The 13,261-nt window shown below is 72.4% G+C and carries 15 protein-coding genes; 5 read left to right on the plus strand and 10 right to left on the minus strand.

What is annotated here, in order from left to right; genetic code table 11:
• The first annotated feature begins 34 nt into the window (after positions 1–34).
• Positions 35–1,018 carry an alpha/beta hydrolase gene (locus AB0J42_RS03755; RefSeq protein WP_364288518.1) on the plus strand — a complete coding sequence of 328 codons (984 nt, stop codon included), beginning with the start codon at positions 35–37 and terminating at the stop codon, positions 1,016–1,018.
• Here the strand turns inward: AB0J42_RS03755 and AB0J42_RS03760 are convergent.
• The 5 genes from AB0J42_RS03760 to AB0J42_RS03780 all read right to left on the minus strand — a co-directional run bounded on the left by AB0J42_RS03760 (position 1,011) and on the right by AB0J42_RS03780 (position 6,102).
• A complete protein-coding gene (locus tag AB0J42_RS03760; RefSeq protein WP_364288521.1) occupies positions 1,011–1,631 on the minus strand; it encodes a response regulator transcription factor in 621 nt (206 codons plus the stop codon). The two genes, AB0J42_RS03755 and AB0J42_RS03760, sit on opposite strands and share 8 nt — an antisense overlap.
• Complete coding sequence (locus AB0J42_RS03765) at positions 1,628–2,827, minus strand: sensor histidine kinase (RefSeq protein WP_364288523.1); 1,200 nt, start codon at positions 2,825–2,827, stop codon at positions 1,628–1,630. Before AB0J42_RS03765 ends, AB0J42_RS03760 begins: the two co-directional genes overlap by 4 nt.
• The gene (locus tag AB0J42_RS03770; RefSeq protein WP_364288525.1) at positions 2,824–4,656 is read right to left on the minus strand and encodes a hypothetical protein; all 1,833 of its coding nucleotides are present in this window, start codon (positions 4,654–4,656) and stop codon (positions 2,824–2,826) included. Before AB0J42_RS03770 ends, AB0J42_RS03765 begins: the two co-directional genes overlap by 4 nt.
• Positions 4,641–5,396 (minus strand): ABC transporter ATP-binding protein, encoded by a 756-nt coding sequence (locus AB0J42_RS03775; protein WP_364288527.1) that lies wholly within the window; start codon positions 5,394–5,396, stop codon positions 4,641–4,643. The genes AB0J42_RS03770 and AB0J42_RS03775 overlap by 16 nt, the downstream gene beginning before the upstream one ends.
• 103 nt (positions 5,397–5,499) lie before the next feature.
• Positions 5,500–6,102: a TetR family transcriptional regulator gene (locus AB0J42_RS03780; protein WP_364288529.1), complete on the minus strand. Its 603-nt coding sequence runs from the start codon at positions 6,100–6,102 to the stop codon at positions 5,500–5,502.
• A 134-nt stretch (positions 6,103–6,236) separates the two neighbouring features.
• Here AB0J42_RS03780 and AB0J42_RS03785 point away from each other — a divergent pair, with 134 nt between their 5' ends.
• Positions 6,237–7,160: an SDR family oxidoreductase gene (locus AB0J42_RS03785; RefSeq protein ID WP_364288531.1), complete on the plus strand. Its 924-nt coding sequence runs from the start codon at positions 6,237–6,239 to the stop codon at positions 7,158–7,160.
• Positions 7,161–7,326: 166 nt separating this feature from the next.
• Positions 7,327–8,139, plus strand: coding sequence for an alpha/beta hydrolase fold domain-containing protein (locus AB0J42_RS03790; protein ID WP_364289119.1), 813 nt, complete (start codon positions 7,327–7,329; stop codon positions 8,137–8,139).
• Between the two features lie 235 nt (positions 8,140–8,374).
• On the opposite strand, the gene AB0J42_RS03795 is transcribed toward AB0J42_RS03790, so the two are convergent.
• Positions 8,375–8,926, minus strand: a complete 552-nt coding sequence (locus tag AB0J42_RS03795; protein ID WP_364288533.1) for a helix-turn-helix domain-containing protein — start codon at positions 8,924–8,926, stop codon at positions 8,375–8,377.
• Between the two features lie 78 nt (positions 8,927–9,004).
• Here AB0J42_RS03795 and AB0J42_RS03800 point away from each other — a divergent pair, with 78 nt between their 5' ends.
• Both AB0J42_RS03800 and AB0J42_RS03805 read left to right on the plus strand, forming a co-directional pair.
• Positions 9,005–9,631 (plus strand): NAD(P)H-dependent oxidoreductase, encoded by a 627-nt coding sequence (locus AB0J42_RS03800; RefSeq protein ID WP_364288535.1) that lies wholly within the window; start codon positions 9,005–9,007, stop codon positions 9,629–9,631.
• Entirely contained in the window at positions 9,628–9,954 is a 327-nt protein-coding gene (locus tag AB0J42_RS03805; protein ID WP_364288537.1) for a multidrug efflux SMR transporter, read from the plus strand. Before AB0J42_RS03800 ends, AB0J42_RS03805 begins: the two co-directional genes overlap by 4 nt.
• 148 nt (positions 9,955–10,102) lie before the next feature.
• Here AB0J42_RS03805 and AB0J42_RS03810 read toward each other — a convergent pair whose 3' ends face one another.
• Genes AB0J42_RS03810 through AB0J42_RS03825 form a run of 4 tightly spaced genes read right to left on the minus strand, consistent with a single transcriptional unit; the run spans position 10,103 to position 13,134 of the window.
• Positions 10,103–11,134 (minus strand): ABC transporter ATP-binding protein, encoded by a 1,032-nt coding sequence (locus AB0J42_RS03810; protein ID WP_364288539.1) that lies wholly within the window; start codon positions 11,132–11,134, stop codon positions 10,103–10,105.
• A complete protein-coding gene (locus AB0J42_RS03815) occupies positions 11,131–11,970 on the minus strand; it encodes an ABC transporter permease (RefSeq protein WP_364288541.1) in 840 nt (279 codons plus the stop codon). Before AB0J42_RS03815 ends, AB0J42_RS03810 begins: the two co-directional genes overlap by 4 nt.
• A gap of 4 nt (positions 11,971–11,974) precedes the next feature.
• A complete protein-coding gene (modA, locus tag AB0J42_RS03820) occupies positions 11,975–12,709 on the minus strand; it encodes a molybdate ABC transporter substrate-binding protein (protein ID WP_364288543.1) in 735 nt (244 codons plus the stop codon).
• 14 nt (positions 12,710–12,723) lie between these two features.
• Positions 12,724–13,134 carry a helix-turn-helix transcriptional regulator gene (locus tag AB0J42_RS03825; protein ID WP_364288545.1) on the minus strand — a complete coding sequence of 137 codons (411 nt, stop codon included), beginning with the start codon at positions 13,132–13,134 and terminating at the stop codon, positions 12,724–12,726.
• Between the last annotated feature and the right edge of the window lie 127 nt (positions 13,135–13,261).

Here is a 13,261-nt window from a genome sequence, read left to right on the forward strand (position 1 = left end):
GGTCAAAAATCTGACCGATGGTCAGGAGGGTGTGATGGACATCGAGCAGCCCAAGCACCGGCGGCGCCGCACGCTGAAGATCACGGCCGGTGTCCTCGCCGTCCTGGCCGTCGCCCTGGCGTTCGCGCTGCGTACGCCGTCGCCGGTGGGTCACTGGAACAGCGCCGAGGGCCAGGCGCACTTCACGGCCGCCTACAACCGCGCGATGCGCGACATGCCCCCGGCGGCCGAGACGCTGGACGTGCGCACGGGCTTCGGGTTCGTGCGGGTCTACCGGTACGAGGGCGAAGGCGACAGGGCCGAGCCGCTGGTGCTGCTGCCCGGGAGGGCGTCGGCGTCGCCGGTGTGGGCCGACAACCTGCCGCACCTGCTCAAGATCGGCGACGTCTACACGGTGGATCTGCTGGGCGAGCCCGGCAGGAGCGTGCAGGAGGCGCCGATCACCTCCGACGCCGACCAGGCGGCCTGGCTGGACGAGGTGCTGGCGCGGCTGCCGGAGGAGTCCTTCCACGTGGTGGGGCTGTCCATCGGCGGCTGGACGGCCGCCAACCTGGCCGTCCACCGGCCGCGGCACGTCGCCACGCTGACTTTGATCGACCCGGTGTTCACGTTCTCCGGCTTCCCGGTGGGCACGGCGATCCGGGCCATCCCCGCGTCGGTGCCGTGGCTGCCGAAGTCCTGGCGCGACTCGTTCAACTCCTACACCGCGGGCGGCGCTCCCGTGGAGGACGTGCCGGTGGCCGACATGATCGAGTCGGGGATGCGTCACTACACGCTGCGCCTGCCGCAGCCCTCGCTCATCAGTGAGGAGAAGCTGGCCCGCCTGGCGATGCCGGTCCTGGTGATCCTGGCGGGCGAGTCGGTGATGCACGACGTCGAGGCCTCGCCCGAGGTCGCCCGGCGGGTGCTGAAGAACGGCACGGTGAAGGTCTACCCGGGCGCCTCGCACGCCATCAACGGCGAGCACCCCACGGAGATCGCCGCGGACATCACCGCCTTCCTCGGCGCCGCTAGCTGAGCAGGCCCCGCCGGTACCCCTCGCCGACGGCGGCTGCGCGGTCGCGGACGCCGAGTTTGTCGTAGATGTGCAGCAGGTGGGTCTTGATGCTGGCCTCGCTGATGAACAGCTTGGCCGCCGCCTGCCGGTTGGAGGCCCCTTCGGCGACGAGGGCGAGGACCTGCAGCTCGCGGTCGGTCAGCGCCGCCTTGGCCGGCCGCCGTACCTGACCCATCAGACGGCCGGCCACGTACGGGGACAGGACCGGCTCGCCGGCGGCCGCGGCGCGGACGGCGCGCAGCAGCTCGTCGGTGGGGGCGTCCTTGAGCAGGTAGCCGGTGGCGCCGGCTTCGATGGCGGGCAGGACGTCGGAGTCGCCGTCGAAGGTGGTCAGGACGAGGGTCTTGATGTGGGGGTGCGTCTGCCGCAGGGCGGCGATGGCGGCGACGCCGTCCATCTCGGGCATGCGCAGGTCCATCAGGACGATGTCGACAGCGAGCGCGGCGGCGCGGTCGACGCCTTCGCGGCCGTTGGCGGCTTCGCCCGCCACCTCGATGTCGGGTTCGGCGTCGAAGGCGGCGCGCAGGCCGTGGCGGACGATGGGGTGGTCGTCGACGATGAGGAGTCGGATCAACGGGGGCTTCCTTGAAGGGCGGGGACGGTGGCGCTGACGGCGGTGCCCTCGCCGGGGGTGCTCTCGATCTCGAGGGAGCCGCCGACGCCGCGCAGGCGCTGCCTCATGCTGCTGAGACCGAATCCGCTGTCGTGCGGGGTGCGGATGCCGGTGCCGTCGTCGCGGATGTCGAGCAGGACGACGGGGCCGGTGTAGGAGAGGGTGAGGTCGGCGCGGGTGGCGCCGGCGTGCCGGGCGACGTTGGAGAGGGCTTCCTGGGCGACCCGGAAGAGGGTGACCTCGATGGCGGGGCTGAGGGGGACGCGGTCGCCGGTCACCTCGACGCGCAGGTCGACGCCGCTGGTCTGGCTCCAGTTGCGGGCCAGGGTGGTCATGGCCTCGGGGAGCTGGGCGTCCTCCAGCTGGTGGGGCTGGAGTGCGGCGACGGAGCGGCGGGCCTCGGTGAGGCTGTCCTGGGCCAGGCCGAGCGCGAGGTCGAGGTGGGTGGCGGAGTCCTCGACGCGCTGGGCGGCGCGCAGCTGGGTGATGATGCCGGTCAGGCCCTGGGCGAGGGTGTCGTGGATCTCGCGTGCCATGCGCTGCCGCTCGTCGAGGATGCCGGCCTGGTGGGCCTGGGCGAGGAGCTGGGCGTGCAGGTCGGCGTTCTCCTTCAGGGCGGTCTGCAGATCGCTGAGGGCTTTGCGGTATTTGCGCTGCCGTTCCTCCAGCCGGATGCCGACGATGTGGCCGCCGCCGATGGTCAGGGTCTGCACGGCGACGATCACCAGGTGGAAGGCGGCGAACTGGATGGTGGCCTGCGACCAGTCGAGCGCCGCTCCGTACAGGACGAACGAGGTGGCGGCGACGGCGGCGAAGGTCCACTTCGACGGCGCGAACCTGGCGGCGAGCAAGAAGCCGGAGATGCAGTAGACGATGAAGATCGGATCGTGCAGGATCAGCAGCCCGGCGGTGACCAGGACGCCGGCGAAGTGGGCGGCGGCGACGGCCCTCCTGCGGCGCACCGCGGCCGGCAGGAGGGTGTGGGTGCCGAGGATCCAGGCCAGAGCCAGGGCGGTGAGCGCGAGCGCGCGGACCGTCTCTCCGTCGGAGGTGGACAGGTAGATGACGAGGGAGAGCGCCAGGGTGAGGTAGGGGGCGGTCTCGACGACGCGTTCGAGGCGCCGTTCCCAGGCGGAGGGCGGGAAGGGGTCGTTCATCCTGGGCCTCGGGAGTCGGTGGGGGCCGGCGAGGACGAGCCTAGGCGTATGGGGATCAGGATGGCGTATCCGTACATGAGCAGTCCCGTGGCGATCATGAAGATGATGGTGGGCCACTGCCAGATCGGCGGGAGATGCAGGGCGAGGAACCACACCGGGTCGCTGATGCCGAGGATCTTCATGACCATCGGTACGAGTCCCTGGGGAAACAGCGGAAGCCAGGCGAGGCTGTAGCAGATCGTGACGCCGATGCGGTGCCGGACGGGCAGGTCCGCGACGGCGGGCTTGCCGGTTTCGGGCGGCGGGCCGTGCTTCATGAGGCTGAGCAGGTCGATCCCGTGTCTTTCCAGCCTGCGGTAGGCGATCGCGCCGAATCCCCAGGCGCACAGGGCGCCGGTCAGCACGCCGGTGGCGACGCCGGCCCAGGGGTGCAGGAGGATGGCGCCGGCCGCGGGCAGCGCGGTGGCGGGGACGGCGAGGAGCACGAGCCAGGCGAGGCTGGTCTCGGCGGTCTCGTCGGCGCCGGTGCTGAGCGGGTTGCCGCCGCGCTTGTGGGGGTCGGTGCCGGGGACGAGCGAGGTGACGGCGAGCAGCACGATGAGGCCGGCGCCGCCGCCGAGCAGGGCGGGCAGCAGGCCGAGCACCCACGGCCAGGCCCAGCTCTGGCCGCTGACGAGGGTGCCGCCGAGGGAGAGGACGGTGGCGGCCGGGCCGACGACGAGGAGCCAGGCCAGCTGGCGGCCGCGTACGTCGGCGCGTTCCGCGCCGGGGGTCATCAGGGTCAGCCACAGGGCGGTGCCGTCGGCGCCGTAGAGGTTGGCCGAGGACGCGGCGGCCATCACGATCGCGATGAGTCCCGTGAAGGGGACCACGGCCCAGACGCCGATGGTGCCGAGCAGGAGGGGGGTGACGACGGCGAAGGAGAAGGCCACGGCGAGGAGCTGGATGCGGACCAGGTCACGCCACCAGGCGCGCAGTTCCTTGGCGGCGGCGACGCGGGCGCCGCTGGTGACCGGGAAGGGGCGGGGCGTGCCGCGCCGGGAGGGCACGCCGCCGCGCGCGGCCGAGACGACGCGCCGTGACAGCAGCCTGGCCCAGGCGGCCAGCAGGAGGGCGATCACGCCGACGCCGGCGGCGAGGATGGCCAGGCCGAGGGGCCAGGGGGCTTCGACGGCGGCCACGCCCCATCCGGAGGGCAGGGCGCGCAGCAGGCGCTGGGACCAGGCGGCGGGGTCGGAGACGCCCAGGGCCACGGCGGGCGCCCAGCCGTTGCTGCACAGGGCGATGGCGGTGCCGGTCAGGACGCCGACGGCGACCGCGGTGGCGCGGGATCTGACGAACAGGCCGACGAGCGCCACGATGACGCGGGAGATCATCACCAGGGTGATGAGCGTGGTGACGGCCGCCACCAGGCCGATGAGCACTCCTGCCGGGCCGAAGCGCCACCCGTACACGGGCAGGGACAGCAGCGCGACGAGGTTGACGGCGGGCACGGGTCCGGCGAAGGCCCCGGCGAGCAGGCCCGCGGCGATCCGGCCCGGCGGGGCCGGGAGCATGGCGAAGTACTCGGGGCGCAGTGCCTCGCTGCCGCCGACCAAGAGAGGGCCGAAGATCCACCCGGACAGCCAGGCGGCCAGCGCGAGGGGAAGCTGGGCGGGCCACAGGACGGCGACGGCGATCGTGCCGAGGGCCAGGATCAGCCCGAGCGAGACGCCGGTGTAGAGGTTGGAGGCGTTGTCGCCGCGCAGGGAGTTGCGCATGAGCGCCAGCCGCATGCCGATCAGGTGCCGGGCCAGCGCGGCCGGGCCGGGAGTCAGGAGGTGAGCCACGCCAGCCCCTCCGTTCCGGTGGTGCGGGCGCCGACGAGGCCCACGAAGGCGTCCTCCAGGCTGCCGGTGCCCCGTACCTCGGCCAGCGGCCCGGCGGCGACGACCCGGCCGTCGGAGATGACGCCCACGTGGTCGCAGAGCTGCTCGACGAGGGCCATGACGTGGCTGGAGATGATCACGGAGCCGCCGCCGTCGGCGAACCTGCGCAGGATGGTCCTGATCGTGGCCGCGGAGACGGGGTCGACGGCCTCGAACGGCTCGTCCAGGACGAGCAGGCGGGGCGCGTGCAGGAGGGCGACGGCCAGGCCGATCTTCTTGCGCATGCCGGTGGAGTACTCGATGACCAGGGTCCGCTCGGCGGTGTGGAGTTCGAGGACCCGCAGCAGCTCGTCGGTGCGCTCGGCGACGACGTCCGGCTCCAGGCCGCGCAGCAGGCCCAGGTAGGTGAGGACCTCGCGGCCGGTGAGCCGTTCGGGCAGGGCGTTGCCGTCGGGCAGCACGCCGATCAGCGCCTTGGCCCGCACGGTGTCGCGCCAGACGTCCACGCCGAAGATCTCGGCGCGGCCGGCGTCGGGGCGCAGCAGGCCGACGGCCATCGCCAGCGTGGTGGTCTTGCCGGCGCCGTTCGGGCCGACCAGGCCGTAGAAGGATCCGGCGGGGACGGTGAGATGGATGTCGTCGGCGGCCAGGTGGTCGCCGAAGGCTTTGCGCAGTCCGATGGCACGCAGGGCTGTGGGCATGCCTTGAGCATCGCGCGCGGGGCGCGGGCGGCGGATCGTCCGGCCGGGTAGCGGGACGGTGGATTGCGGCATCAACCGATCGGTTGATGCCGCAAGGCGATTCCTATTCCTCTTGGCCCGTGCGAGGCAGGTCGTCATGCTCGGCGGGCGCGGTGAGGCGCCTGGCGGTATCCAGGGTTTCCCGGATGTGCTCGGCGAGGGTGAGCCGGCCGGGGTCGTTGACCCAGCGTTCGTAGGCGACCTTGAACGCGGCGATCCCGATTTCGGCCGCCAGTGCTGCGACGGTGGTCTCCAGGCCGCGTTCGCGCAGCGCGTGGGCGAGCGCGGAGACGAGCGCGGCGAGTTTGGCCAGTTCGCGTTCCTGGAGTTCAGGGTTGGCGGCGATGACGGCCTGGCGCTGCCGTACCAGGTCTGCGCGTTCTTCGAAGACGGGAGCGGCTTCGGTCAGGGCGTGGCTGATCACCTCCAGCGGCGCGAGCGAGCTTGGGGCGGCAGCCGCGGCGTCCGCGAGAGTGCCGGCGAGGGGGTTGCCGCCCGGGAAGAGAACTTCCCGTTTGTCGGCGAAATGCCGGTAGAACGTCCGTTCGGTGAGCCCGGCGCGGGCGGCGATCTCCGCAACGGTGGTGGCGTCGAAGCCCTGGTGGTTGTAGAGCTCCAGCGCCGCCTTCTCCAGGCGGCCTCGTGCGTCGGGTTTCCAGCGGCTCATCCTCCGATCCTATCCGCGATGACAGAAACTGACATCGAGGTGATGACAGTGACTGACATCAGCGTTTAAAGTGATGTCAGCAACTGACATCGCGTAGGCCCCCGGACGGGGGCCAGAGCAGGAAGGCGCAGACCATGCGCGTATTCGTCACCGGAGCCTCCGGACACGTCGGCTCCGCCCTCGTCCCCGAACTCCTCGCAGCGGGACACCAGGTCGTCGGCCTGGCCCGCTCGGACAAGTCAGCCGCCGCTTTGACGGCTGCCGGCGCCCAGGTGCACCGAGGCGACCTCGACGATCTCGGCAGCCTCACCGCAGCCGCCGCTGCGGCCGACGGCGTCATCCACCTGGCCTTCAAGCACGACGCCATGTTCGCCGGCGACTTCGACAGCGCGGTCGCAGCCGATCTGCGCGCCATCGACACGCTCGGGGACGCGCTTGCCGGCACCGGCAAGCCTCTGGTCACCACGTCGGGAACCATGCTGCTCGCCTTCGCCGGGCTGCGAGACGCCGCCACCGAAGCCGACGTGATCGACGCAGGGCCGCGGATCGACGCCGAGAACGCGGTGGTCGCACTCGCCGAACGCGGCATCCGCTCGTCCGTCGTCCGGCTCCCTCCGTCCGTGCACAGCACGCTTGACCGCAACGGCTTCATCCCGGCCCTGATCTCCATCGCCCGGTCCACGGGCGTCGCCGCCTACGTCGGCGACGGGGTCAACCGCTGGCCCGCCGTACACACGCTGGACGCGGCACGCCTGTACAGGCTGGCGCTGGAGTCCGCGCCGGCGGGCTCACGGCTGCACGGCGTCGGCGACGAGGGGATCCTCTTCCGGGAGATCACCGAAGCCATCGGCGACCGGCTGAACCTGCCTGTGGTCAGTATCCCGGCGACGCGGGCCGGGGCTCACTTCGGCTTCCTCAGCGGCCACGCCACGGCCGACAACCCGTCCTCAAGCACGCGGACCCGGAACCTCCTCGGCTGGAAGCCCGTCCAGCCCGGCCTCATCGACGACCTCCGTCAAGGCCACTACTTCGCCGCCGCGGCCACCACCATCCGCTGAACCCACCCTGGCCACCCCACCACCCGTGCCTGCTCGAAGACCTGGAAGTTTCCGCGGACGGCGGCCCGACTCTTCCTGACGCAGACCCGCCCAGGAGGAAGAACCATCGCCGCCCACGAGATCCACGTGCCGCGCGCCGAAGCCCCCCGGCGCCCCGATCCCCCTGCTGCGTCCGCAGAAAGCGCGCGGACCGCTGCCGGTCATCATGTGGTTCCACGGCGGCGGGCAGGTGCTCGGCTTCGCCGCCCAGGACGCCCCGTGGCTCAAGCGGCTGTGCGCGGCACTCGGCTGTGCCGTGGCCGCCGTCGACTACCGCCTGGCCCCGGAAACCCCCGCGCCCGGCGCCGCCGAGGACGGTTACACCGCCTACCGGTGGATCAGCGACAACGCCTCCGATCTCGGCCTGGACCCCACCCGAGTCGGCCTGGCCGGCCAGAGCGGTGGCGGAGGCATCGCCGCCGCCACCGCCCTTCTGGTCCGCGACCGCGGCGCAGCGACCCCCCTGTTCCAGTTGCTGATGTACGCGATGCTCGACGACCGTGGCACGACCGATTCGAGCCGGGAGATCACCGACATCGGCATCTGGGACCGCTCGACCAATCTCCTGGCCTGGCAGGCGTTCCTCGGCGACCGCGCAGACCTCGACTGCGCCGCGCGCCTGCGGCGTCCCCGTCGAGCTGCACCTCTACCCCGGCGCCTACCACGCCTTCGACCTGTTCGCCCCGCGGTCCCGCCTCGCGGAGAGCTTCCGCCACACCTGGACGAACTACCTCGTCCGGCACCTCACGAAGGCCCCGGCAACGGTGACTGCTCCGTGACACGCAGGTCCGACGGCGGCCTCCTGTCCGGAATCCCGCCCGCGCGCCGGAGTGCCCGGCCCACGGCATCGGCCGGATCTTCGGCCTGTTCGGCGGGCTGCTCGGGCAGAAGAAGCCGGCCGGGGTTCTCCTCCTCACCGCGTTTCATGTACGCGGGCTAGCTGTACTCCATCGGCTTCGGCGGCATTCCGGCATGCGCTGTGGCCGTCGTTCACCTCCCGTGCGAGTTCCTGGAGTCGTACTACCCGCTGCGTGTCGAACGCCGGGAGACCGCAGCCGGGGGGCACGGGGTGCTGTCGGAGGTGGCGCCCGCCGACGGCGAGGTGGTGGTCAAGCAGTACGCGAGCGCGTTCTTCGGGACCGTGCCCCAGGTGGACACACCCGCCCGGCCGCGTCCTACTGATCGAGCGCGCGGGTCAGCCGGGCCAGCGCGCGGGCGATCTGTTCCGGGGTGAGGCCGAGCACCGTGCGCTGGTAGTCGTACACCTCCGGAGCGAGGGGCGCGAGCAGGACGTCGACCAGCGCGTCGGGCGCGGGCGTGCCGGCGGCGGTCAGGAGCGCGCGGACGTGGGCGCGCCAGAAGCCGTACACGCCGGTCTCGAAGCGGGATCGGCCCACTTCGGAGCCGAGCACCAGGTGAGAGTGGTCTTCCAGCAGGCGGACCATGGCGGCGTAGAAGGCGGCCAGCCGTTCGGCGGGCGGCGCTCCGGGGCCCAGCGGGGGTTCGCCGCGCAGGAGGCGTTCTTGCAGGTCGCGTTCGTGCTCATCCAGCAGGGCGACGGCGATGGAGGCCCGGTCGGGGTAGCGGCGGTAGAGGGTGGCCCGGCCGACTCCGGCTCTCTTGGCGATGTCGTCCATCGTGACCTCCTGCGGGGGCCGCTCGGCGAACAGTTCGGCGGCGGCCCGCAGGATGCGTGCGCGGTTGCGCGCGGCGTCGGCTCTCTCCATGTCCCCGAGTTTATGTGGACGCGGCGTCCGGTTATAGTGAAATGGACAGCGTGTCCACTTATCTGAAGGGGAGGCAGCATGCTGCTGCACCTGGACGCCAGCGCCCGCCGCACGTCGTTCTCGCGGAAGCTGTCAGGCGTGTACGCCGAGACCTGGCGGGCCGCCCATCCCGGAGCCGGCTACGTCTACCGCGACCTGGCCGCCGACCCCGTACCGCACATCGGCGAGGGCTGGACCGAGCTGTGCGACCACATCCTGGAGCACGGGATCACCGACCCCGCCCGCTACCGCGAGGCCGTCCGCACGCCCGCCCGGCGCCGGGCCTGGGCGGTGGTGGAGCCCCTGCTGGAGGAGGTGCTCGCCGCCGAGGTGATCCTCATCGGCACGCCGATGTACAACTACTCGATCCCCTCGGCGCTGAAGGCCTGGCTCGACCAGATCACCTTCCCGCGCATGTCGCTGGCGGGCCGCTCGTTCGTGGTGACCAGCGCGCGCGGCGGCGCCTACGGCCCCGGCACCCCGCGCGAGCCCTACGACCACCAGGAGCGCTACCTGCGCGACTTCTTCGCGGGCCACTTCGACGTCGAGGATGTACGGTTCATCCACGCCGAACTGGTCAACGCCCGCGTCGATCCGGCTCTGGCGCACCTGCGCGCGGCGCACGAGGAGTCGCTGGCCGCGGCGCTGAAGGAGGCGGCCCGGTGAACTGGCTGATCCTGGTGCTGGCCGGGCTGGTCGAGGTGGCCTGGTCGCAGAGCATCAAGCCGACGCAGAACTTCACCCGGCCGCTGCCCACGCTGATCTGCCTGATCCTGATGGCCGCCGCCGTCTGGCTGCTGTCGCACGCCATGAACACGCTGCCGGTCGGCACCGCCTACGCCGTCTTCACCGGCATCGGCGCGGTCGGCGCGATCACACTGGGGATCGTCCTGAACGACGACCCGGTGTCGGCGGGCAGGATGACGGCGCTGGCCCTGATCGTCGGCGGCATCGTGCTGGCCCAGATCACCACCCCGCCGGCCTCCTGAGCGCCGCCGAGGCTGAACCCCTGCCCGGCTCGGTCAGGAACGGCACGGGGTCTGCGAGCTGCTCGACGTGGGCGGCCCCGGGCAGCAGACCGGAGAGCTTACCGATGAGCAGGGCGCCAGCGGGGTTGGTGACGCCGGGGACCGGCCCTCACGCCGGGTAGGCGTGGGTTTCGGCGGCTTTGACCGAGGCCCAGATCCGCTGGCCGGGGGTGAGGTCGAGGTCGGCGACGGCGGCGGGGGTGATGTCGGCGACGGCGGTGACGGGGCCGTCGAGGTGGACGCGGACGTTGTCGCCGTGCCGTTCGATGCCGTCGATCACGGCCTGCCACAGGTTGCGGGGGCTGCCGTCGGGGCGGGTGCGGTAGAGGGCGACGGCGGCGGGCGGGAAGGCGACGAACGCGGGCCCGTCCAGGTGTTCGCTGGTGTGCAGCAGCAGTTCGCCGACCTTGACCCGGACCCCGTCGGCGGTGCCCCGGTACAGGTTGAGCCCGACCAGGCGGGCGACGTAGTCGGTGCGGGGGCGGCGGGCGACCTCCGCCGGGGTGCCCTGCTGGACGATGGCGCCGTTCTCGATGACGATCAGCCGGTCGGCCAGCACCATGGCGTCCAGCGGGTCGTGGGTGACCAGGACGGTGGCGCCGCCGAAGTCGGCGAGGTGGCGGCGGAGCCGGGAGCGGATTTCCAGCCGGGTGTGGGCGTCGAGCGCGGCCAGCGGCTCGTCCAGCAGCAGCAGGCCGGGCCGGACGGCGAGGGCGCGGGCGAGCGCGACCCGCTGGGCCTGCCCGCCGGACAGCTCGCGGGGCTTGGCGGTGGCATGGGCGGCGAGGCCGACGCGTTCCAGCAGGGCGGCGGCGACGCGGCGGGCCTCGGCTTTGGGCGTGCCCTGGCAGCGGGGGCCGAAGGCGACGTTGTCCAGGGCCGACAGGTGCGGGAAGAGCAGGTAGTCCTGGAAGACCATGCCGATCGGGCGTTGCTCGGCGGCCAGGGTGTGCAGGGGGCAGCCGTCGAGGACGATCTCGCCCTCTGACAGCCCGGTCAGCCCGGCCAGGGCGCGCAGCGTGGTGGTCTTGCCCGCGCCGTTGGGGCCGAGCAGCGCCACCACCTCGCCGGCGGCCACCTCCAGCTCCACGTCGAGGGTGAAGGCGGGCCGGGTGACGACCAGACGGGCGCGCAGGGTCATGGCGTGTTCACCCACCGGTCGCGCAGGCAGGCCAGGATGATCACCGATACGGCCAGCAGGACCAGGCTCAGCACGATGGCGGCCTCCGGTTCGGTCTCCAGGGCCAGGTAGACCGCCAGCGGCATGGTGCGGGTGGTGCCGGGGAAGTTGCCCGCGAACGTGATCGTCGCGCCGAACTCGCCGAGCGCCCGCGCCCAGCACAGCACCGCCCCGGCCACCACGCCGGGCATGACCATCGGCAGCGTCACCCGCCGGAACACCGTCCAGCGGGAGGCGCCGAGCGTGGCGGCGGCCTCCTCGAAACGGCGGTCGGCGCCGCGCAGCGCCCCCTCGACGCTGATCACCAGGAACGGCATCGCGACGAACGCCTCCGCGATGATCACGGCGGCGGTGGTGAACGGCAGCGTGATCCCGAACCCGGCCTCCAGCCACTGCCCGACCAGCCCGCGCCGCCCGAGCACCAGCAGCAGCGCCACACCGCCGACCACCGGGGGCAGCACCAGCGGCACGGTGACCAGCGCCCGCACCAGCCGCCGGCCGGGGAACTCGACCCGGGCCAGCAGCCAGGCCAGCGGAACCCCGAACAGCAGGCAGAAGGCGGTCGCGACAGTGGCCGACACCAGCGACAGCCGCAGCGCCTCCAGCACCTGCGGTTCGGCCAGCCGCTCCAGCAGCGTCGGCCAGGGCGCCCGTACGAGCAGGCCGGCCAGCGGCAGCACCAGGAAGGCCAGCCCGGCGACGGCGGGCACCACCAGAATCCAGGGCAGCCGCCCGGCCACGGCGGATCCCGTTCGCCGGCCCGCCGGGCCGGTCCGTCGCGTCGCAGAGGAACTCATCGGATCAGGGAGCCTCGAATCCGGCCCTGGCCAGCGCGTCCCTGCCCTGCTGCGACAGCACCAGGTCCACGAACTGCCGGGCCGCCTCACCGGCGGGCGCCTTGGTGAGAGCGGCGATCGGGTAGTCGTTGACCGCCTGATCGGCCTGGGGGAAGGCGATGCCCTGGACCCTGCCGCCGGCGGCGATCACGTCGGTCCGATAGACCAGCGCGGCGTCCACCTCACCCAGCTCCACCTTGGTCAGCGTGGCCTTGACGTCCTGTTCCAGGGTGACCGGCTTGACGGTCAGCCCGGCCGCGTGCAGCGCCTGGGCCGCGGCGGCGCCGCACGGCACCTGTTCGGCGCAGAGCGCCACCTTCACCTCAGGCCTGGTCAGGTCTTTCAGGTCCGCGACGTGGGCCGGGTTGCCGGCGGGGACCGCGATCTGCAGCTTGTTACGCGCGAAGACGGCCGGCGCGTCTGCCAGGGAGGCGTCGGTGACCGTCTTCATGGTGGCCGGGCTCGCCGCCGCGAACACGTCCGCCGGGGCCCCCTGGACGATCTGCTGGGCCAGGGTGGCGCTGGAGCCGAAGCTGAACCGTACCGACGTGCCCGGATGCGCGGCCTCGAACGCCTTGCCCAGCTCGGTGAACGTGCCGGTCAGCGAGGCCGCGGCGAGCACCGTCACCTCTTGCGCCCCGCCGCCTGAGCCGCACCCCGGCAGCGCCAGCACGAGCGCGAGGAGAAGACGCCTGATCACCACGGCAAGGCTCCTCACGGGTGACCGGCCACCCGGTCGTGACCGGGGACCTCCACCACGACGTTGGTGGACTTGATCACCGCGTCCGCCACCACGCCCGGCTCCAGGCCGAGCTCGTCGGCGGCCTGGCGGCTCATCAGCGACACCACCCGGAACGGGCCCGCGGCGATCTCCACCTGGGCCATCACCGCGTCGCGGATCACCTCGGTGACGATCCCGCGCAGGCGGTTGCGGGCCGACGAACGGCCGCCGTCGACGGCCCCGACCTGGGCGCGGGCGAACGCGGCCAGGTCGGCGCCGTGCACCTGCCGGTGGCCGTGCTCGTCCCGCTCGGCGGCCAGCCTGCCCGAGTCCACCCACCGGCGGACGGTGTCGGAGCTGACCCCGAGCAGAGCCGCCGCCTCACTGATCCGGAATGTCGCCACAATTCCTCACCATACCTGCCGCACATTCCACCCTGAACCGCCCAATGGGTCAGCAACAGCGGCTTGATCCCCCGCTGTGTCCTGGCATTCACAAGGGTGGTGGGTCACACGGGCAGCCTCAGCGGCA

This window comes from Nonomuraea sp. NPDC049649 (assembly GCF_040675175.1).
Lineage (GTDB): Bacteria > Actinomycetota > Actinomycetes > Streptosporangiales > Streptosporangiaceae > Nonomuraea.